We start from the raw sequence: 21687 nt of genomic DNA, 5'->3' as shown, positions 1-21687 counted from the left end.
AGCCGAAGCAAACCCGGAGATTCCTCGCCGCCCCCTCGTTCCACTCGGGGTTTCAGCTCACCGGAACAGGCTCCGCAATCTCTGAGACATGAAACGATGAAATTGCTTCGCTTCGCTCACAATGACATGTTTTTGGACTTTTTACGAGTTTATCAAGATAGTTCTAAGCTCTTGTTCTTCCTGGCGACTGAAGGCAAGAATTTGTTCACCATGTCCTTAGCTCTCATGCAAGCTTGGCGCGCTTCTTTCAGACTGTATTGCGCTGGATTCCCTTCAGAGACTTGACCTGCCGCAAGCTCCACATTGCCAACAATAATACCTAGAACGTTGTTAAAATCGTGAGCAATCCCGCCAGCAAGTGTTCCAATGGCTTCCATCTTGTAGGCTTGTTGGAGTTGGGCTAGCAGGTTTCGCCTTTCTTCCTCTGCTCGCTTGAGATCGGTAATATCGAATCCATATATGTTGACGTACCCCGCTTCCATAATTGGTGTAAAGGTTAAAGAGAACGCCAAATCAGCACACCAGACCACAGCGGATCTACGTAAGCCGGAGCGCATAATATCCAGTACAATTTTACGCCACTTCTCGGGTAAGAGTTGTCCTACTTCACAACCCCAAGTTCTCAACAAAGCCATGCTGGCGTCGTTGGCATAGATGATAACGCCATCACGCATGACTCGTAGCACTATGTTCGGATTTTCGTTAGGAAACGCAGCCAACCACTTTACCGCAGCCTCCATCCGTTTGGCCTGGATGGCGCCTCCCAATTTGTTAGCAATTCCCTCCAATAAGGTTTTTTCTTCCTTAAGGAACGGCCCCTCTTCCTCTTCTGGTTTTTCCTTCAGATAACAAACTTCCAGTCGGCCAACAAGCTCATGATCGACAAGGATGTCTTGGGCCTGTTTCCAGGTAGTTTCTCTGAAATGTTTTGTTCTAAATTCCTCATTCCCTACTATGATTCTTGCACAGGTAATCTCCGGATATTTGTAAGCAGAGGGGATGACATCCGTTATTCTCTGAATTGTTTCTTCCAGTGGAATATTCGGATCCTCTATAAAGCGAGAAATGGAATATAAGCACGTCAGTTCCTTTACCCGCTTTGAAAGTTCAAGTGTTATTTTGTGTAATGCATCCTCTGCACACTTGCGCTCGGCGTTTTCTCTGTCTCTATCCAGTCTTGCATGTAAGATTGGAGCTATATGGAACGCAATGGCTTCCAGCAACTGGAAGTCCGACTCATTATAGTCCGTGGCCTTATTGGCGACTCCAATTTGCCCGATAAGTTTCTCGTGATGTAAGAAAGGCACTATTAGCACTCTTTGCATAGGGATATGTCCCTCAGGCACGGCCAACGGTTCGTTCGAACATAACACCTTTTTCTCTATGAGGGACTGGCCCCAAATACCGCACCACGCCTGGCGGGGAAACACGATGTCTTTATCAGGAATCTGACACTGGTCCCAAACATTTGTGGTCATAGACTGGCACACGAGAGCCCCACTTTCATCTATATATTCGAAATATCCGTTCTCGCTTTCCGTAGCATCCAAAATAACCCGTAAAGATTCTGCGTATACTTCTTCGTCGGAGACAGTGAGGAAGATCTGTGCGATCTGATTTCGGATAGCCAGCTCTTGTTCTGACTGGCGTAGCGCTTCCTCTACGATTTTGCGTTCATGAATATCGGCAGTCAAGCCATCGTATGAGATGAGATTCCCGTCTGAGTCGTAATGAGAAACGAATGTGTTTTTTACACACCCCATCGATCCGTCTTTTCGATAGATCCGATGTTCAAGGGGCGGAGCTTCTTGCCCTAAAAGCACTCGCCTGGTCTGCTCTTGGACGGCCTCACGATCTTCTTCATGGACCATGTGAAGCCACAGATAGGGATCAAATGCATACTCCTCGGGGGAATATCCAGTTACGGCTTTACATGCAGGGCTGTGGATCGTTTCCACGGCATACCCGTTCTTTACACGAACGGTGTACACGTAGTCTGTGATCGCCTCGGTGATACCTCGATACCTCCGCTCGCTTTCTTCCAGCTCCTTCCGGGCGAGTTTGAGCGAGGGAATGTCTGTCCTGTGGCCTTCAATGTCCACCGGGTTGCCCTGGCTGTCATTTACGAGTTGCAACTCCTCATGCATCCTTTTGATCCACTTTTTTCTCAACACAATATGTCATCTGACATTCAATCGTTATGTCATCTCGACAAGTAACTTCAACGTGTTCTTAGAGCTAGGATAAGCTGGATTTAAAACTCGGTGGTGACATTAAAGACTACAGATCGTTATCAACTTTCGCTTCCCTTGCGATTACACAAATCAGTTTTTTCGCTTAATCCCGACTAGTGTGTTTGACTTGCTTCAGCGGCGATAGATGATTCCAGTTTCGAAAGCCGATCCTCTATTTTTGCCAGTGAATCGGTTGTGTTTTCGTGAGGAATCTCCTTGGTGAATGCGGGATTATTCACCCACCAGTCCATGCCCATCTCTTTGGCCTTATCTACAGAGCAGATTACCAGGCGGAGCTGGATGGTCAAAAGTTCGATGTCCACAAGACTGATCTTGATATCACCAGCCACGACGATGCCTTTGTCCAAGACACGTTCGAGCAGGTCTGCAATGTTGGTGCTTTCAACCGAATGCTGTGCGGCACGTTGTATGGCCATGTTAGTCCCCCTTATAAAAGCTTTCCCAGTGGCCCAAGGTCCATATTGAGATCCTCTTCTTCCAGGCTGAAGGCCTTTCGAAGCCTTTCAAGCTCTTCTGCTTGCCTCATCAATGTTACGCCAACGCCTTCAATCTCTTGGTCGCTCAGAGATCCAGCATCGATGCGCCGGATCGCCTGACGCTCAAGGAGTTCATGCAGGAGTTTGACCAGCGTCAGGACGAGTTGAGCCAGTCCGTTTTTTACATTGTCCGGATTGAGGTTGATGCGGCCTCCCTGCAAAGATTCGCCAGAACAGGGGTAAGCTGCCGAAGCCGCATCACTTTGCATGACCCTGAGAAAATCGCTCATGGCTTCTGATTCGACCTCAGGTCGGCAATCCGAGTTCATGGTCGATCTCCATGTTCGGCATCTATACTTGACGTGCATTTCATCCCCAGATTTACGGGAACACGCCTACAAAAATCGTTTGCCATAACTTCCCGGGCTGTTTCAATGGACGTGAGCATGACGTTCAGGGCCAAGTAGATTAGGTCCACATTAGCCACTGAGATGCTGACTTGGCCGGAGATAACGGCCCCCTTGTTCAGAATGCGATCCAGGGCTTCACAAAGGGAAATGTGTTCCGCTTCATCCAGTGGGATATCAGGCATCATGACTCCGTCCACTTTACGTCTGTCTGTTTTGTCAGGTCTCCGTGGCTTATTCCATGCCAGAATCGTTCCAACTATGGTGTTAGAAGGAGAAAATATTATGTTTTTCAAAATGAATGACCCTGCTGCAAGCTGTAGGGTCATTCATTTTGCCTTATACGTTATTGAACAAGGCTTCTCCCAGGTTCCCCAGTCGCCGAAGGCCCCTTGGGTCACCCCGGCGATAGATCACCGTATGATGCATCTTGGAGAAGGTGTATTCGAATTTGTCCCTGACTTTTGATTCGTGTCGGCTAAGGGCGGAACACAAAGGGCACTGGCCGGCAGGTGTGGCCAGGTTGAGAAAAAGGGCCGGCACATGAATGCCGATCCTCTCACAAGCTTTAACCAAATCCTTGGTCTCTTCCAATGCCATCTCGGTTGAAATGGCAACCGCGAATAATGCCGACCGATGTCGATCCCTCAGAAGGGATCTGAGTTGTTTCAGGTCTTTAGACATCTGCACAAGTCGTTGAGAGATCTTGGGTAGTCGGAACACGTGCTTGTATTTCAGAAAAAGATTAAAAAAAACCTTGAGCCACTCGGTGATGAGTTCGGGAGTCTCCAGGAGCCTGACAAGATGCCCTGTGGGGGCAGAGTCAAGAATGAGAACGTCATATTTGCCCTCCGCAAGAAACTCCACGGCCAGGGTGAGGGCCATGACCTCATCCAGGCCTGGTGGTGAAAGATCGATGATACGTTCCATGACCTCACGGTCAAAAGCAAGATCAAGATTCTGTGAGATGCCATCCAGGAATCGTTCTAACTCCTCTGCATAGTCGCTTTTAAAACCTTCGAACTCAGCCTGGGCATCGATTTCCATGGCCGTCAAACCCGGGATCACGGTAGTGGGCTGGGGGCCGATTTGAACGTCCAGACAGACGGACAAGGAATGTGCAGGGTCTGTTGAAAAGAGAAAAATCTCTCTGTCGCCAAGAGATCGGGCCATGAAAACGGCAGTGGCGCAGGCCAGTGTCGTCTTGCCCACACCTCCTTTCCCGGCAAACAGGAGCATGTTTTGCTCTGGAGAGGGGGGATGTGCGGGGAATTCAACAATTGGAGTCAGATCTTTTGAATGCAGGCTGACTTGTTCATGCTTAGATGGCTTGGTGTCGAGTGCCGTAACGCCGTCCCAGAAACTTTCTAAAGCTTCCCCCCCTCGGACCTCCTCCGGATAGATAGGGAGCCCCCATAGTGAGCGTTCCAACAATGCTTGAGGAAAGCGGCCCAATTCCCTCAATTGGCGGATACGTCCATCGGCACACGTGGGGCATGTCTGCTCTGGATAAAGCTTGTTCACAATGACATCGGTGGCTGGGACCTTCAACCGTTCCAATTCCTTGATTAGCGTCAACGTCTCTTGAATACTCAATGTTTCTGCAAGCATAACGGGCACGAAGCGACAACGCAGAGGATCGGTCAACAGCCCTTCTGCGGTTTCGATCAACTCTGAGAACTCCAGAAGGAATGCATCCAGTTCGTCGCGACGACAGGAACCGCTAAAGAGCTGCCTCATGTAGCGGTGCTTACCCAATAAGGCGTCAATGGCGTCCAGCCATTTGCGGATCAGATCCGGCATGGCCAGAAGGCGCAGGGTATGGCCGGTCGGGGCGGTATCGACGACAATGCGCCGGTACTTTTTATGATCCACCCATTTGGAGATCTCCAGAAAGGCCATGAGTTCGTCAAGGCCGGGCAGTGAGAGATCCAGGAATTGGCTGATATCCTCGTCGTCCAGAAACGTTCCACGCAACGCAATCTGCCGGAGTGTCTCCCTGTGATTATGGTTAAACGTCTCAAGACAAGCCTGTGCGTCCAGTTCCACGGTCTTCAGATTATGTGGGGGGGAAAGGTTCGCCAGGCTATCGTGGAGGGAGTGGGCGGGGTCGGTTGAAACGAGGAGGATAGGATCCTTTGGAAACGCATTGGCAAGGCGGATAGCAGAAGCAGCGGCACAAGTTGTCTTACCCACGCCGCCTTTTCCGCCAAAAAGGAGGAGTTCAAGCCCCTTGTCGATAAGAAAAGACGGAGTTGCTACGCCCATCTCAGGTTTTCCGTTTGTCACACCTCTTGGCGTCGAACTACTTACTAGTCCGATGGGTTTGCCCCAATGGAATCACCGTGTCCTTGTATCTCGTCCAGACGGTCCAGAAGTGTCTTTTCTCGGGCATCAAATTCATCTTCAGTGATTTTTTCTGTCTCCAGCATCATATAGAGTTCGCTCAGTTCCATAGTGATGGCATCTGCCTCATTGACTACTTCTTGTTGCGCGGCGTTATGTATTTCACGCAAGATCCAAAAAAAACCGTGAACTGGGAAAAGCAAGATATTGTCTACGATGAACATCTTGTTCTCCTACTGCTTTTCGGTCGTCAAAGCGCCAGTTCTATGTGGACAAAGTTATGAGGCGTCCAAGGGCCATTGTAGTCAAACGCAAAGCTATTATCAAAAAGCTTGGCCGCTTCGAATACACCTTCTTCAAACTGGGATTGCGCCTTTCGTCCCACAAGGCAGGCCAGATTCATCACTTCTCGTTCTTTACTGCTTTTGTTGAGTTTGATCTCAAAACAGTACTCGGAAAGGATCTGTTCGACCTTTTCAGTGTATGCCTCTCGATCTTCATTGAGCATACGCTCAAACATCCGTCCCACCTCAAGTTTTTCTTCATGGCTGGGTTCTCGATGGGTGCCAAAGCATCGATCCCGTGCGGTCCTCAACTCCGGATGGGTCTGAATAAAGTATTCAAAGATGTTCGGCACGTCCCATGTGACGCGCAGTCCCATTTCGACCTTGTCAGCCACACGACGAAGTTCCTTGAGGAATACTTCTTGATTAGCGCTGAGGATTCTTGTAATCGCTTTGTCTCCCTCCGCAATGATGCCAAAAGACATGGGCAGCGGAGTGATCTCTTTCATCAGCCGCCTCAGTACTGCCTGGTGGGCTGCCAGATGACGGCGTTCCGGCCTCATCTTTTGGTTGGGAACATTACTGACTACGGCTGACACCCCCCCCTCAGAGATGGTATAGACGGCGCTATCATCCATGCCGATGGTGCCGTAGTTATGCGTCTCTGAAGCGGCCACTATGGCATACAGGTATCTTCCCGTATTATTTGATGTTTTGCTAGCCATGGCTAAACGCTTTCCTTTCGAGTCGGATGCGTGGTTTGATAACAAAGCAGAAATAGAACAAGATGATGATCATTGTTCTATGCAAATAATGTTCCAACTTTGAGGCAGGAAAACCTGAAGCAAGTTGATCCCTTGCAGATGGGTGAAGTGGTGAAATCAAGAACACTAGTACCGAATCTTGACCCCTTCCACCTGGCGACATGGGGCAAGCGTCCTCCTACCATTCAACCCCTCTCGTTGGCCCAAGGTCTGGAGAAGCTCTGCTTTTTCTCCCTCGATTTCCTTGAACCGTGCGTCAATGAGGTCCACACGGCGCATTGCGCTTTCCCTCTCCTTGCCTCGCCGTGCCTTTTCCATCTCCAAACACGAGAGTCTCATGTAGGCCTCGTGCGCCTGAAATGCGGAAGCGGCTGCTCTGGTATGAGTTCGGATGTCCTGGACGCCTCGTATGGTTTTTTGTGGGATAGCCATGTGCTTTTCGATTCCTTTCTTTTCCGATAAAGGCAACGGCTGTCACAATTCCGTTTAGGAACGGGAAGACCGTCTTTCGCACGTCCTTCGATGGATGACAGCCCGCCGGGGCATCAAGTGAGCCGCGGGCTACTTCGTGTCCTTGCATACTTTCTTCACGATGGTCTCCAGCTTTTCCCGTATAAGGGACTCGCCTCCTCGGGTGACCTTTGCCGTATCCATATTTAGGACGTCACGACAGACTCGTAGGAACACGGGGTCGTCTATCCGGGCATGGCCACCGAGATGGCTGAGTATACGCCCGAGGGCAATGCAGGACCGAATAGTAGGCCGGTGGTTATTAACACCAACATTTCGTAGGTTCCTTATAATCTCCACGATTGTTTCCGCATCGGAGCGGTCAAGGCCTGATTTTGCCATAGTAATCCGAATCTCGGATTCCCGATCGAGGTGGTCCACATGGATCGTGATCAGACGGTCCACGAGGGCATCCTGGGTTTTGTGAACACCGGCGTACTCTTCTGGATTAGAAGTGAAGATGGCGCGGAATTCCGGATGCACTTCCATGTACCCCTGTCCTGCTCGGCGCAGATCTGGCAGATTTAAGATTTTCTCTTCCAGGACGCTCAAAAGAGCATTGTTCGCTTCCGGCCTGGATCGCGTGAACTCGTCATATATGAGCGTATGCCCGTCTCGACAAGCTGTGGTTAGCCGATTATCCACCCAAAGTGTATTCATGTGTTCTTCGCTTTTCAGGACGGAATGGATAAAGTTGTCGACCACCTTGTACTTGCGGTAGCCGGAATCTCGGCCCACCAAATCAGAGCTTCCGAATTCATTGTCCCCATGGATCAGCACGATCGGCCGCCCGAGTTGGGCGGCAACGTGAAACGCAAGTGTCGTCTTTCCTGTCCCCGCCCGTCCGGCGAAGTGGACGGCGTATCCAATAGCCAAATATACCAGTGCCCGCTCTGTGATGTCCTGGACATACGTAGTGTTTACAAACTCGTCGCTGGGTTCCGCTGAGACGTTGTCATCAGAGGGGGAAAGTCTGACAGTACGGTCTGATACAACTCGCAAAGTGCTATCATTCGTCGCCATAATTGTCTCCGAATTCGCTAAGATGTTAACTCGTTGGCCTGCCTGATCCACTGGGTTACGCCGGCAAGTCCCACGTTTGATCCCAAAACTTTTTGCAAGTCTTCCGGTTTGGCCTTGGCCACTTTGGCGAAGGTGTAATATCCCGCTTTGGTAAGTAGCTTGACTCTCGCGGGGCCGAGCCCGCTAATCCGGGTTAAGTCATCAGACCGAATCTGTTTTTCGTTTTTTTCCTGCCGAGGCCCTGTTCTGGTTTGATGCTTGGTATCCTTCTTTTTTGTGGCAGTGCCCCGAGCAGCCTTGGTTTGAGGACGTGTTGGTCCATGCCAAGCTTGACGGGCGCCGGAAATGTCGGCTGCAAATCCTTCAGACAAATCGGCTATATTTTGTCGCAGATCCAAGACAGTGTCGTATAGGCCGGACATAAAGGCTTCCCGTTCAGTCTTGCCCTTTTTAGCCCTCTCAGCCTGATCGTCCCTAAAACCCGCTCGCATCTGGCCTACCTGGTCGGCCAATTCCGCCACGAATTCTTTTATGTCGGAAATGCATGCGGCAAGATCTGCCTTCGTCTTTTCAGCCATTTCAGATCGATCGTGACGGAAGGTTTCCTGCATATCGGCAACATTGGTTTTTAAACGGGTGGAGAACGCCCCAAGTTTGTCCTTCATCTCTGCCGACATTCCGTTGAGATCACTCCTGAAACCGGCTCGCATCCGGCCCACCTGATCGGCCAGTTCCGCCACAAATGCTTTGATGTCGGAAGCAAATGCGGCAAGATCCGCCCTTGTCGTCTCTGCCATCTCGGAGCGATCATGACGGAAAGTTGCTTGCATATCGCTCACGTTGTCTTTTAAACGTGAAGTGAATGCCCCAAGGTTACCCGTTAGCTCTGTGGCCATCTTGTCCAAATCGTTCCTGAAACCCGCCCGCATATTGATGACGTCGTCTTTCATGTCATCCACATCTTGCCTCAAGCCATGAATGAATGCCGCACGACCCCTACTTAAGGCGTCTAGCTCACCCCGTAAACGCGTCATGTCGTCGGTTAAGCGTCCCATAGCATTTTTCCTTTCTATATCTATTTTCATAGGGTGCACCTAAAAACGGCAGGTAGCTGCGATTTGAATTCATGGAATCTTTTCGACAAATCCAAGAAATCACGACTGCATTTTCGAACGACAAGACTCCAACACTTCTAATTGCACCCTGTGTGGGTTACGTCTGGTTAATAATAAAGGGCAATGGGAATTGAATCCCATCGACCATGTTTCCCGAATTCGGGTATCTTAGCGTGGGGGACCTTAAAACCGGCCCCTCACGCTAAGACCACCCTTGGTTAGAACAGGATCACGCTGGAGCCGCAGCGGCGGCTGTCAAGCCAATGGCTTCGGCATACTTCAAGTATGTCTCGACCGAAGCGATCACAACCCGTGCCTCCACGGAAAGTAATTCGATCCCAACCAGGGAAACCTTGGCCCAGGCATCGATCACGATGCCTTTGTCGAGAATGCGGTCTACAACTTCCGCCAGACTCGAAGAGTCAGTTGATTTTGCAACTTTTGCCATGATAAACCTCCTTATAAATTTAGTAGTGGCCGTCAGTACTGACTAACCTATGAAGCATGCTGCGAGGCTGTAGTAGCAACCCTTGTGCCAATCTCGATAAGTAAGAAATTATATTGATAACTGGCTGATTTTACGGAAAGAAAAAACCTTCAGAAGCGATGATGGGTGGGTGGATTGAGCGGTGGAGGAATCTGTACCATGGATTGCGCTCCATAGTTATGTGGCGGCATGTCCATATCTGAATGTACGCGGATTAGAGGGAGCATTCGCCTTCTATGGCTTTCAGAATTTCATCTTGGCGGAATGGCTTGGAAATGAAGCCGGAAATGATCCCATTGGCCAGGGCCTGCTCAATCAACCCGTCGTCCTTGTAGAAGTAACCAGAGACCATCACAATCTTGATGTCAGGGCTGATTTTTCGAATACGGCTGGCCAACTCAAGCCCTTCGCTATCCGGCAGCTTGGCATCCAAAAAAGCCAAATCAAAACGATTCTGCCGCATTAAGGTGAGCGCCTCCTCCCCACTTTGCGCTGTCTTCGCGTTTACACCCAACGTTTCCAGGATGTGCTCTAAGGCCCAACACATATCGGGCTCGTCATCTATGATAAGAAAAAGTTTTTCACTCTTTTTCATGATTAACCTCTGAACGATACGGTGGGAAGTCGAACGGTAAAAGTCGTCCCCTTTCCTTTGGGACTGTCCACCTCAATGGATCCAAAATGCTCCGTCACCACGGAATAACAGATAGAAAGGCCAAGCCCTGTTCCTTGGCCCACCGGCGAAGAGGTATAGAAGGGATCGAATAGCTTGTCTTTGTCTGCTTCCGAAATGCCGTGACCGGTGTCTGAGACCTGAACTAAAACTTCCCGCTCCGTTTTCCGGACTGCTATGCTTAGAGCCCCTCCATGCGGCATGGCCTTGATGGCATTTAGAAAAAGATTCATGAAAAGCTGTTGAAGCAGGCTGGCGACGCCGCTGATCATCACGCATTCATTGCAAAAAGAAGCGCGAACTTGGATTTTTTGCACCTTGGCATGATTCGCGACCAGGTCCATGGTTTCTTTAAGAAGGTCGATAAGATCCAAAGACTGCTGCCTACGGTTTCCTGGAGGGCGGGAAAACTTCAGAAGATTTTCAATAACCGCCGCCGCCCTCTGAATACCTTTATAGATTTTTTCAGCGCATTCCCTTCTGAATTCCGGCGTAATGTGATCGTCCATGAGAAACTGAGCCGCCGAGGAGCAGATGGCCAGGGGATTTCTAATTTCATGGGCAATTCCTCCGGCCATGACACCAAGGGCAGCGAGTTTCTGCGACTGGAGAAGCTGCATCTCGATTTTGCGGCGTTCTGTCAAGTCCCTTCCTACGGCAACAATACCCATGTTTTGCGATGCATCATATTTCATGGTAGAAAGGACCCAGCTTACTTGAATGTCCTCTCCTCCCTTTGTGACGAGATCCCATTCGACCATCTGGGATGCCTTTCCCTTCCCCATGTTTTGAAAGACCTGCTTGGCCTCTTCTCGATGCTCAGGATTACAGTATTCTGGAAAGAAGTGGCCCTTCACATCATTAAGCGTATATCCTGAAAGGATCTGCGCTGCGGTGTTCCAGCTTAAGATCCGGCCATCCATGCCCGTTGACAAAACCATATCGCTAGCGCTTTCCACCACGCTCGCAAGATGTCGTTCCACGCGGTGAACCTCTTTGCTCAGCCGTATCTGCTCTGTGACATCATCCATGAGGAGCATGGCGTTTTCCACAGACGAACCCGAGGAGAAGGGGAGGATGCGGTAGTAGTAAATCCTCATCGGAATTCCCGGTGTTCGATAGGCCATCCGTTCTCCTTCGGTCGGCTCATTGGTCTCCAAAACCTTCCGAACCTTGCGAACAATGTCCATATGATCCAGAAGAACAGCGGGAAACACGTCTTCCAATCGGTGCCCAATCGTGTCTGACAAATTGCAGCGGTTCTTTTCCAAGAAGTTCCGGTTGACGGAGACGATACGCACATTCCGGTCGAACAGTAAAACCGAGGAGGGGATAGCGTCGAGAAGCATGGCATAAAGGTTTTCGTAACGCCCAGCGGATTCTTCAACAGGGCTATTTGTGGCTTCAAGCCCCATTTGTCCCTCCTCCGATAGCATGCGCAAAATCCAAGTCCCCAGGATGATCGGGAAGGACAAAATTATAGGGTGGCCAGGGACCGCTCAAAAGCAATTTTGTATATTTTGGCCAATGGGCGTTGCGAAAAACCCGGCAAAAGGATGCCACACCATCTCTTGATACAAGAAAGTACAGGGAGAGAATCGGGTTCTGGCTTGCGGATAGAGATTGAAAACCGCCATGTCGAGAACCTTCTTTTTTGTATTTGGCGAAAACTCCTGAGAAAGCCTCCTGGCATCGGTGTGCAGCCTTGTTCATTATTTCATCGACCGTGTTTTCCTTTTTATAATATGACCTTCTGGCTTCTAGAAAGGCTCGTCCAGAGGTTTCGGGTGCCGGGTTCCCGGTTCCGGGTTGCCAACTTTGCCCTTCCCAATCCGGAATCGGCAATCTGGAGGTCTTGATCATCATTCTGATTCCCATTTCCACGCAACCATCCAGGTCTCTCAGGAGAACTTTGTATTGGTCATGGCGGTCTTCAAGAAGGCGGGAGATTTGGGATTCATTGTCGAGGAAACACCCAAAGCGCATGGGAATGACTGTGTGACCGCGGTGAAAGGTCTCAACGACTTTCTTGTAGGCAATAACTTCTGTCGTCTCCGGAGCCACAATCCGATCACGACTTTTAGATACAGCCGCGCTAAGGCCATGTGTGGAGACGAGCAAAACAGGCTGGTCGCCGACGCCCGTTATGGTTTTCAACTCCCTGTCCTGCGGCCTGTTTAAGATGCAATATAGTAAGTATGCCATGCCGTTACTCCATCTCAAGACGCGGGCAGAAGCTATAAGGTGGCCACGGACCCGTCAGTTGGAAAGTCAATCCATCCTTTTCATATCCTGCATTTACATCGTCCACTTGAACACGAAAGTCTCCCTCTGCACCTCTGGTTACCAAGAACGCCCAGTTCAACACGACATCTAAGTTCCCTTTCTCTGCGCTGAGAGGAAAAACCTTCCGTTCACAAAAATCCGAGCAATAGCGGTTCAGGTCGTTCCAAATATCCTGCGAAGTTTCTCTCAGCCAATGTCTCAACTTCTCCTCGGCCGCGGCCCCAGCGCGCTTCTCCTGGAAATAGCGTATCCCCGGAGTGAGCGATGAGAGATCTTCCACATCTTTGGTAACCGCCTTGGAAACAAACACCTGCTTGGCCTTTTTTCTGTCCAGCATGCCCTTAACCGACCATTCTTCTTTATCCTCAACCTCATCAAGGAAGTGGGTTATCGTCTCATAGTGCTTTTCAAGGAGTCCTTCCAGTCGCTGAGGTGATGAAAAGATTGTCCCAAAGCCAACGGGAAGTACTGGGGAATGGCGCAACACTTCTTGGACCACCTCACCGTGTCGATAAGCGCGGGGGGCGACCCAGGCTGGATCCTGTAATTTCGACTCTGCAGAGGGCCCACAGAAATCGGCAAGGGGGACTTTGCAGAACACAGCGACAACATCCTTGAAGACCTGCTGTGACGACGGGCATTGTTCATTGAAAGCCAAGTCCTTCAGTTTCGGCAATGGAGGACGGGCAATGCAAAACAGATAGATACCTTCACCTTTCGAGTAGGAGCCTATGGCGGCCTCGCCCTTATTCGTCATAGCAATTCTCTCCTATCAGTCTTGGGGGAGGGTCGGCCTTAAGGGCTTCGCCAACAACAGTAAGGAACTCATTTTGGTCGAACGGTTTGGTGAGGAACTCAAAAGCCCCACCCTCCATGGCACGACGAACAGCTCCCTGGGAGCCGTATCCTGTGAGGATAATTACCTGAATCGCACTATTCAGCCGTTTAAGCCTTTCCAGCACCTCTGTCCCAGTCAAGTCAGGAAGATTCAAATCCAGGATAACGAGGTCTGGTTTGACCTCCGTGGCAAGATGTACTGCCTGGAATCCCGTTTCTGCTTTCAAGGTTTTATATCCCTTATCGGATAGAATCTCGGCGAGCACATTCAGCGCTTCCGTCTCGTCGTCGACGACCAGTATGGTCTGTTGTTGATCTGGCTGGTTGCTATTCATTGCTGCACCTCGCTTCCTGTTCTGCCCAGAAGCGCCAGGGGGGCCGATTTTAAATTCTTCCTGTTATTTGTCCTGCTGTCTTCACCCAATAGGGTTCGTTTTAATCGTTTTTCTTTCTTGGGAGAACGATTTCAAGAACCCCGTTTCTGTAAGATTCCACGCAGTTTTCAATGTCGGCCTCTGCTGGTAAATCAATATCTTCCTGAAAGATCTGATCGCCCCGTTTGGCAAGAATCGAATACCGGGTCGCCGATATGGTCAGTGAAACATCACTACGCCTGAATCCACCCAAATCAATGACAATCAGAACTTCTTCCGCTTCGTGGAACACATCGACCAGAGGCCCTTTCATCTTCTTGAATCGAGGTTTGGTCTGGAATTTCCAGTTCCTGGGCTTCTTGAAAAGGCCGGTGGGAAACGATGATTCAGGAATCGTCCCGGATTGATTCCTCTCTAACGGCTTACCAATGCCTCTCCCCGGCCCAACTCCCATGGTTACGTTTAGGAAAGACGAGATATGATCACCCTTTTTCCTCTTCGCTGACGCCTCCCTTGATACGTCTCGCATAGTTCTAGGTGGTATTGAACGTCGCATAATGATCTATGGCATCAACTCAGGATTTCAGCTCAACTTTCAGACTCCCAATCCTTTAGAGGAGCTCCACCTCAGATCCCGCCGCGGCGGGAACTAGCGATGCTGGATAATGGATATAAAGGAGACACCTACTCGACTTCCTCCATGGCGTTAAGGAGATCCGCCATCGTAATTTCCAGCCCGCCTACCGCCTTTTCCTTTTCAGCGTCTCCCGCCGCCACGACTCGGCGCACAGCGGCAAGCGAGGCCTTGTGACAGACTCCGGCGATTTCCGCACCACTGAACCCTTCGGTCTTGGCGGCCAACGTCTCCAGCTTGAGCCCTTTGGCTGTGGGTTTGCCCCGGAGATGGACGTCAAAAATTGCTCGTCGTTCCTTCTCATCGGGCATGGCAATCTCGACAACTTCATCAAAGCGGCCCGGTCTAAGGAGGGCAGGATCGAGTATATCCACTCTGTTTGTCGCTCCAAGGACCAGAACGCCTTTCAATTCCTCAATGCCGTCAAGTTCCACCAGAAATTGGCTGAGGACCCGCTCGGATACATGGGAGTCAGATGATCCGCTACTTCGGGTGGGAAGGAGGGCATCGATCTCATCGAAGAATATAATGCAAGGCGAGGCCTGACGGGCCTTGTGGAAAATTTCTCGAACGCCCCTCTCCGATTCACCCACGTACATGGAAAGCAAGGCTGGCCCCTGGACTGAGATAAAGTTTACCTGGCTTTCGTTGGCAGTGGCCTTGGCCAGCATGGTCTTGCCACATCCTGGAGGGCCGCACAGGAGAATGCCCTTGGCAGGTCTCGTTTTCATCTTTGCGAAAAGGCGAGAATATTTCAGGGGCCATTCAACCGTTTCTACCAATCGCTCTTTCACACCCTCCAAGCCCCCGACATCTTCCCAGCGCACATCCGGAACCTCCACAAAGACTTCCCGAATGGCCGATGGCTCCACATCCCGCAGAGCCGCGAGGAAATCATCCTTATATATCTCGAGCTCTGTAAGTTGATCGTATGGGATATGGCTCAGCCCAAAATCAAAGTCAGGCATGATCCGTCGCAGGCAAATCATGGCCCCTTCCCGGCACAGGGCTTCAAGGTCCGCACCCACATAGCCATGGGTTATTTCGGCCAAGTGTTGCATGTCCACGTCCTGGGCCAAGGGCATACCTCGACTGTGGATCTCCAGAATCTCCAACCGGCTGTTACGATCAGGAATGGGGATGGTGATCTCTCTGTCAAAACGTCCTGGTCGGCGTAATGCGGGATCTAAAGCGCCGGGGATGTTCGTGGCGGCAATGACAATGACGTTTTCCCGTTTGTTCAGCCCGTCCATAAGAGCAAGGAGCTGGGCCACCACCCGCTTTTCCACGTCTCCCACGACCTTTTCGCGTTTTGGCGCAATGGCGTCGATTTCGTCCAAGAAAACGATACTGGGGGCCTTCTGGGTGGCCTCCGAAAAAATCTTGCGAAGATGGGCCTCGCTTTCGCCATAGAATTTGTGCACCACTTCTGGGCCACTGATGGAGAAAAAATGGGCATCTGTCTCATGGGCGATAGTGCGAGCGATCAGCGTCTTGCCACACCCAGGGGGGCCGTGGAGCAGGACGCCCTTTGGTGCGTCAATACCCAAACGTGTGAACACTTCAGGATAGCGGAGGGGCAGCTCAATCATCTCTCGAATACGCTGGAGTTGGGGTTTGAGCCCCCCAATGTCCTCGTATGACACTGTATGAGACTTTTCCGTTTGCCGCGTCTTTCCGATTGCCAATGCCGTGGTGGGGTTGATTAATACGGGTCCTTCGGGAGACGTTTTCCCCACCTGAAAATCTGCGGACCGACTGCCAAAAAGGGTTGCCCGAATCCGGTCTCCTTTTAAGACGGGAAGGCCGTCCAAAAGGCTGCCGATGTATTTCAAATCACGTTTTGCCGGCGCAATATCCGTTGCCGTGAGGACGACGCGGCTGGCGGGCGGGCAAGAGATCTTGCGGACTTTCACAAACTCATCAAGTCCAGCTCCAGCATTCTCCCGGGTGATGCCATCAAGCTGGACACGAGACTGACCCCGAATCTCCTTGTACGCAGGCATGGCCTTGCACACGGTCCTGCGTTTTCCCTCAACCTCCAAAATATCGCCAATGGCGACATTCAGCCTCTCCAAGTCTTCCGGGCCCATCCTGGCGAGGGCTCGTCCCACATCTTTGCTGAGTGCTTCCGTAACCTTGACCTTGATAGCCCCAGGAGCCTTGTCTTTTGCCTTTTGAGTCTTTGTTTTGCCCATGAGAAACCCCTTCGACCACAAATTGAAATACTATTGGGCGCATTTGATCTCCACAATTCCGTTGTTACAGGAAACAATCATGTTTTCGCGCGGATAGCTTTTTGGCAAAAGGATTTCTTTATGGTATTTCTTGTCGCCATGTTCCGCATGCACAGTGAGCAAGTCGTCCTTTACGTCCAGACGAACATCCGCTTTACGAATCCCGGGCATTTCCGCTACAATCAACGTGTGGTCATCTTCTTCAAAGATGTCCACCACGGGTTCCCGCATTTCCTGGACTACTGTTTCTCCGGTTTCTTCGTCCCGCCGGACGTTTCCAAAAGGCTCTACCTTGACTTCTTCGCCGCCCACGCCACCGACCTTCACTGAGAAGCCGTAAACCCCCTTGATTCCCTTGTCTTTGTCACCAAAACGAAGGTCGCCTGTCCTGGAAAGCGATTCCCCCTTTTCAGCCAATTCACCAAGATTCTTCACCAGATCTCCCAATCCCTGTAAGAGGCCATCAAGACCGCCTTTCGATTTTTTACTCATAACTGCCTCCCATTTATGTTGATTCCAAGTTGTTTTATTTTCGTATGAATCGTCTTGTAATCTATATGAAGCAATCGAGCTGCCCTTGCTTTGTTGCCGCCAGTATGGCTCAGGGTTTTGAGAATAACCCGCCGTTCAACAGCCATGGTGCTTTGCCGGACAACCTCCTTCAAAGGGCGCCCATCACGCCCACAAGCCTCTTGTCGGCATGGAGGAATCCCCAGGCCAGGCGCATGAGCCCCTTTTTGTGCCTTGAGGCCAAGATGGCTTTCAGATATTACATCGTCGGCGAGGAGTACCGCACGCCTGATACAGGATCTCAGTTCCCGAACGTTTCCTGGCCAGGGATAGATCAATATAGCTTCAACAGCAGATTCCGAGAATCCTGTCACCTTTTTGTTTAACTCTTTATTGGTGCTGTCCAAGAAACGTTTGGCTAGATAGGGGATATCGTCCTTGCGCTTTCTCAACGACGGGACGGCTATGGCGAAATCGCTCAGTCTAAAAAACAGATCACGGCGAAACGAACCCGATTCTACCGAGGCGTAGAGATTTTCGTTTGTAGCAACCAGCATACGAACGTCAACTTCGATAGGTTTTGAACCGCCCACTCGATAGAACTTTTTGTCTTGTAGGGCCCGGAGGAGTTTAGCTTGGGACTTTAGAGGCATGTTGGAGATCTCGTCCAGAAAGAGGGTCCCGCTTTCGGCCAGTTCGAATTTTCCGAGCTTTCTAGCAATGGCGCCTGTGAAAGCGCCTTTCTCATGACCGAAGAGTTCACTTTCCAACAAAGTCTCCGGGATGGCCCCGCAATCTACAGGAACGAAAGGGCCCGCTGATCGTTGGCTGACACGATGGATGGTCGTGGCGATGAGTTCTTTGCCGGCTCCGGTTTCTCCTTGAATGATCACGGCAAAATCGGACGAGGAAACGCGCTTGACCATGGAAATGAGCTTGGTGACAGCATCGCTGGGGCCCATCAAATCCTTGAGAGTACCGCTTTCTTCGAGTTGACTAGACAGAGGCCTTACTTTCTCTTTGAGTTCTCTTTCAGCCAAGGCCCGGTGCACTACCCGAATTACCTCTTCGTTTTCGAAAGGCTTGGCAAGATAGTCGTGAGCCCCTGCCCTCATTGCCTTCACGGCACCGCGAATATTAGCACTGCCGGTAATCATGATGACTGGGAGGTTTGGCTCCAATTCCTTGGCTTGGGCGAGGACCTCCATGCCATCCATTTTCGGCATTCTAACATCCAATAACATCACATCCGGGCGTTCTGAACGGACAAGCTCCAAGGCCAATTCCCCGTTGCCAGCTACGATAGATTTGAATCCCTCTTCTCTGACGATGTGACGCAAGATGCCGCATATGTCTTTCTCGTCATCCACGATCAGTATCTGCGTGTTGTTTTTCATAATTTTCTTCGCACTTGAGTGGGGTCACCTATAGGATAAACGAGGCGGATATCCTCATTGAGAAATTCTCCCAACGCATGCAGCATTCCCATGAAAAGGATCCCTGTTTCGCCTCGACGCAGGGTCGTATTGATCCGCCGAGCAGCATATTGGTCACGCTTTTCAACCAGCAAGTCGCCCTCAGCTTCTTGGCTCCGGCTCATTTTGCGTCGGCGCCCTGCTTTCTCAGCGACAAAGAACCGCTTGTAACGCTCATACTCCTGAACAAGTAGGTCGGCAGATTCCGTTCCCATAATCGTGGCGCCTCTTTGCATCAAGCGGACGAGGAGTCGATGATTCCGACTCCCCTGCTTCGCCAAATCGTTGACGATGTCTGCCTCTCGACCACAAACGGGCAATCCGTCCTGGTACAGACGCACCTTCTGATATGAGAGGTCCAACTCGCCGATGATTCGTTCGATTTCGTCCCATATTTTGTCAATTGTGCGGGCCTTACGCTTCAGGGCCGTTCGCCCCGCTTTCCGCATGGTGGCTCGCCTTACCGACTCATCCAGTGTGCCCATATCCGCCTCGGTGTGGACGATCGGTATATAAATGAGTGTCCTTACATGAGAATTGGAATCGGCAGTTCTATTCATCTTACCAATGATTACGTTGACTACCCGACAAAGAATGGCTGGAATCTACTCATATCAAAGCTGCCTTTGCCTCTTTGATCTTTGCCAAACGGCTCTGTTTGAAACGTAGTTCCTTGGGAAGTTCATCGCCTCGTTTGCCTTTGCCGTATTTGTCGTCTTCGTCATCATCAGTGGCTTGTGCTTCGCTCAGAAGGCGTTTGACTTCTTCTTCAAGCTCTTGGGCCTTCTTTTCCATTCGCCCATAGCTCATGGCCTTGTGTTTTGAGGCACACCCACACAGTAGGCGTAAAGCAGTAGGCTGGTCATCATCTACGGCTCTGAGGCCGGCTGACCGCCCTTAGAGCCGTCGTAGCTGCCATACATATCGTCAAGATCGAGTTAGCCGACCACATCCATGATGAAATAGGCCAGATCGTCTTCTGGTAACCAGTCCCTCATATCTGGCGGCAGAAGCAACAACTGCCCCGGCCAGTACGGTTTGAATCGTGTTTGATTTGTCTCGAAAATAACAACTACCAATCTCAAAAGCTAACCGCAAGACATTCTTTCTTTTTTTCAAATCCAAGCATCCAACACCCGCCGGATGGCCCTGCCAAGATCATGAGCAAGTACGGGTTTCATAAGGTATTCACGAATACCTATGGCCCTGGCTTTTTCTTCCGGCATCACCTCGCTGAATCCGGTGCAAAGGATGATCGGAATATCGGGGCTGATGCCCATGAGCTTCTGAGCCAACTCTGCGCCGGTCATATTTGGCATGGTCTGGTCGGTGATAACGAGATCAAACTTTTCCGGTTCGTAACGAAACGCCTCCAGCGCTTCCCCGCTGCTGGTCCGCGCTGTCACAGAGTAGCCTAGGCGCTCTATCATCTGTTGCCCCATACGGACGATCTGCTCTTCATCATCCACGAACAGGATGCGTTGTTCTTTACCCCTGGCGACCGGCTCAGCCGTTAGCGCCTCTTCAAGGGCCGTGTGGCTCTCTAACCGGGGTAGATATACATCAAATGTGGTTCCCTCCCCTGGCTCGCCATTCACGGTAATTGCCCCGCCGTGACTCTTGACGATCCCGTGAACCACCGCAAGTCCCATGCCGGTTCCCCTGCCTGGCTCCTTCGTGGTGAAAAACGGATCGAAGATCCGTTCCATGACACCACGGTCCATACCATGGCCCGTATCGCTCACAGTAAGCCTCACGTACGGCCCAGGGGCCAGATCCCCGTCCACCATTGCCAATTGTTTTTCCTCATTCTCTAATTCCGTATAGCGCCTGTCGGCTTGAGAACATCGCCCCGTTGCGCCTGTCGACTTGAAGACATCGCCGCATTCCGAAGGCTCACTTCCAGCACGCTCCCATTCTGGCGCATGGCATGATAGGCATTGGTGCAAAGATTCATCACCACCTCGTGTATCTGGGTCGGGTCGGCCAAAACCGCCCCGCACTTGCTGTCGATCTTCTGACGAATCTCGATAGTTGTCGGCAACGATGCCCGCAGCAGTTTGAGGGCCTCCTTCACAATGCGATGAATCTGCAAGGGCATACGTTCCTGTTCAGTCCGACGGCTAAACGTAAGAATCTGCTTCACCAGGTCTTTAGCGCGCCTCCCCGCCTTCAACACTTCGTCCAGGTTGGCTCGGGCCAGGCTCCCTTCAGGCACATCGTCCCTGGTCAACTCAGCAAATCCAATTATGGCCATGAGGATGTTGTTAAAGTCATGGGCAATACCGCCGGCCAGCGTCCCGATTGCCTCCATCTTTTGCGCCTGACGCAGTTGGCTCTCCAGCCTTTTGCGCACAGTGATGTCTCTTGCAGCAGCGAAAATCCCGGTTGCGCGCCCTTGTGCATCCTTATAAACAGACGCATTGTAAAGGACAGGTGTAACTCTTCCGTCACGATGTTTGATCTCAAGAGGATAGTCTCGGACATAGTTATGCCGGAAGACTTGTTGGTAGCCCCTGTTCGCTGCATCCGGGTCGGTGAAATAGTCTGAAAAATGCGTCCCGATGATCTCCTTTCGGGACACCCCTGTGATCAATTCCGTTGCCTGGTTTAGATCGGTAATCTTGCCCTCGGCCGAGATCGTCATCAAAGCATCCAGGCTGGCTTCAATGAGCTGGCGTGTATATTGGTGCGCTTCCTTCAGCTCTTCCTCCGCCCGCTTGTGCTCTGCTTCCAATGTCTCTAACCCAGTCACTATATACTGATCATCCCTTCTATCCTGTCCAAAAAATGGAAACTCTGTGCAAAATATCGGCCAGGAGATTGAGTAACAATATCGGTCTATGTCTGATTTTTTTGTAGGAAGTTGGAAGGCTGTTTTGTAGGTGTTTGTCTTACAAGATTCAAAAGGAAGAAGGGATGAATATTAATGGGAGTTATGCTTCGTTAACATGTCATTTCGCTACGCTGTCATTATTTGTCATTTAGTCATTT

General features: G+C 50.8%; 24 protein-coding genes. All 24 read right to left on the bottom strand.

Annotated elements, in window-relative coordinates; genetic code table 11:
* Positions 1-152: 152 nt before the first annotated feature.
* The 24 genes from JW883_02370 to JW883_02255 all read right to left on the bottom strand — a co-directional run bounded on the left by JW883_02370 (position 153) and on the right by JW883_02255 (position 21448).
* Positions 153-2171 (bottom strand): PAS domain-containing protein, encoded by a 2019-nt coding sequence (locus tag JW883_02370; protein MBN1841110.1) that lies wholly within the window; start codon positions 2169-2171, stop codon positions 153-155.
* A 176-nt stretch (positions 2172-2347) separates the two neighbouring features.
* Complete coding sequence (locus JW883_02365) at positions 2348-2671, bottom strand: gas vesicle protein (GenBank protein ID MBN1841109.1); 324 nt, start codon at positions 2669-2671, stop codon at positions 2348-2350.
* A gap of 11 nt (positions 2672-2682) precedes the next feature.
* Positions 2683-3000 (bottom strand): gas vesicle protein K, encoded by a 318-nt coding sequence (locus tag JW883_02360; protein MBN1841108.1) that lies wholly within the window; start codon positions 2998-3000, stop codon positions 2683-2685.
* Positions 3001-3056: 56 nt separating this feature from the next.
* Positions 3057-3326 (bottom strand): gas vesicle protein, encoded by a 270-nt coding sequence (locus JW883_02355; GenBank protein ID MBN1841107.1) that lies wholly within the window; start codon positions 3324-3326, stop codon positions 3057-3059.
* A gap of 151 nt (positions 3327-3477) precedes the next feature.
* Positions 3478-5406: an ArsA family ATPase gene (locus JW883_02350; GenBank protein ID MBN1841106.1), complete on the bottom strand. Its 1929-nt coding sequence runs from the start codon at positions 5404-5406 to the stop codon at positions 3478-3480.
* 44 nt (positions 5407-5450) lie between these two features.
* Positions 5451-5708, bottom strand: coding sequence for a gas vesicle protein GvpG (locus JW883_02345; GenBank protein ID MBN1841105.1), 258 nt, complete (start codon positions 5706-5708; stop codon positions 5451-5453).
* A gap of 26 nt (positions 5709-5734) precedes the next feature.
* Positions 5735-6493: a GvpL/GvpF family gas vesicle protein gene (locus JW883_02340; protein ID MBN1841104.1), complete on the bottom strand. Its 759-nt coding sequence runs from the start codon at positions 6491-6493 to the stop codon at positions 5735-5737.
* A gap of 165 nt (positions 6494-6658) precedes the next feature.
* Positions 6659-6964 carry a hypothetical protein gene (locus JW883_02335; GenBank protein MBN1841103.1) on the bottom strand — a complete coding sequence of 102 codons (306 nt, stop codon included), beginning with the start codon at positions 6962-6964 and terminating at the stop codon, positions 6659-6661.
* Positions 6965-7093: 129 nt separating this feature from the next.
* A complete protein-coding gene (gene gvpN, locus JW883_02330) occupies positions 7094-8065 on the bottom strand; it encodes a gas vesicle protein GvpN (GenBank protein ID MBN1841102.1) in 972 nt (323 codons plus the stop codon).
* A 17-nt stretch (positions 8066-8082) separates the two neighbouring features.
* Positions 8083-9150, bottom strand: a complete 1068-nt coding sequence (locus JW883_02325; protein MBN1841101.1) for a hypothetical protein — start codon at positions 9148-9150, stop codon at positions 8083-8085.
* A gap of 259 nt (positions 9151-9409) precedes the next feature.
* Positions 9410-9628 carry a gas vesicle structural protein GvpA gene (gene gvpA, locus JW883_02320; protein MBN1841100.1) on the bottom strand — a complete coding sequence of 73 codons (219 nt, stop codon included), beginning with the start codon at positions 9626-9628 and terminating at the stop codon, positions 9410-9412.
* 253 nt (positions 9629-9881) lie between these two features.
* Entirely contained in the window at positions 9882-10262 is a 381-nt protein-coding gene (locus tag JW883_02315; protein MBN1841099.1) for a response regulator, read from the bottom strand.
* A gap of 2 nt (positions 10263-10264) precedes the next feature.
* Positions 10265-11755, bottom strand: coding sequence for a PAS domain S-box protein (locus tag JW883_02310; GenBank protein ID MBN1841098.1), 1491 nt, complete (start codon positions 11753-11755; stop codon positions 10265-10267).
* Positions 11745-12545: a GvpL/GvpF family gas vesicle protein gene (locus tag JW883_02305; GenBank protein MBN1841097.1), complete on the bottom strand. Its 801-nt coding sequence runs from the start codon at positions 12543-12545 to the stop codon at positions 11745-11747. Before JW883_02305 ends, JW883_02310 begins: the two co-directional genes overlap by 11 nt.
* A 4-nt stretch (positions 12546-12549) precedes the next feature.
* Complete coding sequence (locus JW883_02300) at positions 12550-13383, bottom strand: GvpL/GvpF family gas vesicle protein (GenBank protein MBN1841096.1); 834 nt, start codon at positions 13381-13383, stop codon at positions 12550-12552.
* Positions 13373-13798, bottom strand: coding sequence for a response regulator (locus JW883_02295; GenBank protein ID MBN1841095.1), 426 nt, complete (start codon positions 13796-13798; stop codon positions 13373-13375). The genes JW883_02300 and JW883_02295 overlap by 11 nt, the downstream gene beginning before the upstream one ends.
* A 100-nt stretch (positions 13799-13898) precedes the next feature.
* On the bottom strand, positions 13899-14366 hold the full coding sequence (locus tag JW883_02290; GenBank protein ID MBN1841094.1) for an Hsp20/alpha crystallin family protein: 468 nt from the start codon (positions 14364-14366) through the stop codon (positions 13899-13901).
* Between the two features lie 155 nt (positions 14367-14521).
* Positions 14522-16669, bottom strand: a complete 2148-nt coding sequence (locus tag JW883_02285) for a CDC48 family AAA ATPase (protein MBN1841093.1) — start codon at positions 16667-16669, stop codon at positions 14522-14524.
* Between the two features lie 30 nt (positions 16670-16699).
* Positions 16700-17200 carry an Hsp20/alpha crystallin family protein gene (locus tag JW883_02280; protein ID MBN1841092.1) on the bottom strand — a complete coding sequence of 167 codons (501 nt, stop codon included), beginning with the start codon at positions 17198-17200 and terminating at the stop codon, positions 16700-16702.
* Complete coding sequence (locus JW883_02275; GenBank protein ID MBN1841091.1) at positions 17197-18615, bottom strand: sigma-54-dependent Fis family transcriptional regulator; 1419 nt, start codon at positions 18613-18615, stop codon at positions 17197-17199. Before JW883_02275 ends, JW883_02280 begins: the two co-directional genes overlap by 4 nt.
* Positions 18612-19253: a hypothetical protein gene (locus JW883_02270; protein MBN1841090.1), complete on the bottom strand. Its 642-nt coding sequence runs from the start codon at positions 19251-19253 to the stop codon at positions 18612-18614. Before JW883_02270 ends, JW883_02275 begins: the two co-directional genes overlap by 4 nt.
* Before the next feature lie 49 nt (positions 19254-19302).
* Positions 19303-19488, bottom strand: a complete 186-nt coding sequence (locus JW883_02265; GenBank protein MBN1841089.1) for a hypothetical protein — start codon at positions 19486-19488, stop codon at positions 19303-19305.
* Between the two features lie 320 nt (positions 19489-19808).
* Complete coding sequence (locus JW883_02260) at positions 19809-20483, bottom strand: response regulator (protein ID MBN1841088.1); 675 nt, start codon at positions 20481-20483, stop codon at positions 19809-19811.
* A 23-nt stretch (positions 20484-20506) separates the two neighbouring features.
* On the bottom strand, positions 20507-21448 hold the full coding sequence (locus tag JW883_02255; GenBank protein ID MBN1841087.1) for a PAS domain S-box protein: 942 nt from the start codon (positions 21446-21448) through the stop codon (positions 20507-20509).
* Positions 21449-21687 lie beyond the last annotated feature (239 nt).

The sequence above is a fragment of the Deltaproteobacteria bacterium genome (genome assembly GCA_016930875.1).
GTDB lineage: Bacteria > Desulfobacterota > Desulfobacteria > Desulfobacterales.
The sequence above is the reverse complement of the archived record's forward strand: the minus strand, read 5'-3'. Positions and strand labels throughout refer to the sequence as shown.

Bases quoted from the DNA above. Each gene is read 5' to 3' on its own strand.
- JW883_02350 (MBN1841106.1), bottom strand. From the start codon at position 5,406: ATGGGCGTAGCAACTCCGTCTTTTCTTATCGACAAGGGGCTTGAACTC.
- JW883_02365 (MBN1841109.1), bottom strand. From the start codon at position 2,671: ATGGCCATACAACGTGCCGCACAGCATTCGGTTGAAAGCACCAACATT.
- JW883_02285 (MBN1841093.1), bottom strand. From the start codon at position 16,669: ATGGGCAAAACAAAGACTCAAAAGGCAAAAGACAAGGCTCCTGGGGCT.
- JW883_02325 (MBN1841101.1), bottom strand. From the start codon at position 9,150: ATGAAAATAGATATAGAAAGGAAAAATGCTATGGGACGCTTAACCGAC.
- JW883_02270 (MBN1841090.1), bottom strand. From the start codon at position 19,253: ATGAATAGAACTGCCGATTCCAATTCTCATGTAAGGACACTCATTTAT.
- JW883_02335 (MBN1841103.1), bottom strand. From the start codon at position 6,964: ATGGCTATCCCACAAAAAACCATACGAGGCGTCCAGGACATCCGAACT.
- JW883_02260 (MBN1841088.1), bottom strand. From the start codon at position 20,483: ATGGTGGACGGGGATCTGGCCCCTGGGCCGTACGTGAGGCTTACTGTG.
- JW883_02355 (MBN1841107.1), bottom strand. From the start codon at position 3,326: ATGATGCCTGATATCCCACTGGATGAAGCGGAACACATTTCCCTTTGT.
- JW883_02265 (MBN1841089.1), bottom strand. From the start codon at position 19,488: ATGGAAAAGAAGGCCCAAGAGCTTGAAGAAGAAGTCAAACGCCTTCTG.
- JW883_02275 (MBN1841091.1), bottom strand. From the start codon at position 18,615: ATGAAAAACAACACGCAGATACTGATCGTGGATGACGAGAAAGACATA.
- JW883_02305 (MBN1841097.1), bottom strand. From the start codon at position 12,545: ATGGCATACTTACTATATTGCATCTTAAACAGGCCGCAGGACAGGGAG.
- gvpN (MBN1841102.1), bottom strand. From the start codon at position 8,065: ATGGCGACGAATGATAGCACTTTGCGAGTTGTATCAGACCGTACTGTC.
- JW883_02295 (MBN1841095.1), bottom strand. From the start codon at position 13,798: ATGAATAGCAACCAGCCAGATCAACAACAGACCATACTGGTCGTCGAC.
- JW883_02340 (MBN1841104.1), bottom strand. From the start codon at position 6,493: ATGGCTAGCAAAACATCAAATAATACGGGAAGATACCTGTATGCCATA.
- JW883_02310 (MBN1841098.1), bottom strand. From the start codon at position 11,755: ATGGGGCTTGAAGCCACAAATAGCCCTGTTGAAGAATCCGCTGGGCGT.
- JW883_02290 (MBN1841094.1), bottom strand. From the start codon at position 14,366: ATGCGAGACGTATCAAGGGAGGCGTCAGCGAAGAGGAAAAAGGGTGAT.
- JW883_02300 (MBN1841096.1), bottom strand. From the start codon at position 13,383: ATGACGAATAAGGGCGAGGCCGCCATAGGCTCCTACTCGAAAGGTGAA.
- gvpA (MBN1841100.1), bottom strand. From the start codon at position 9,628: ATGGCAAAAGTTGCAAAATCAACTGACTCTTCGAGTCTGGCGGAAGTT.
- JW883_02360 (MBN1841108.1), bottom strand. From the start codon at position 3,000: ATGCAAAGTGATGCGGCTTCGGCAGCTTACCCCTGTTCTGGCGAATCT.
- JW883_02280 (MBN1841092.1), bottom strand. From the start codon at position 17,200: ATGAGTAAAAAATCGAAAGGCGGTCTTGATGGCCTCTTACAGGGATTG.
- JW883_02345 (MBN1841105.1), bottom strand. From the start codon at position 5,708: ATGTTCATCGTAGACAATATCTTGCTTTTCCCAGTTCACGGTTTTTTT.
- JW883_02315 (MBN1841099.1), bottom strand. From the start codon at position 10,262: ATGAAAAAGAGTGAAAAACTTTTTCTTATCATAGATGACGAGCCCGAT.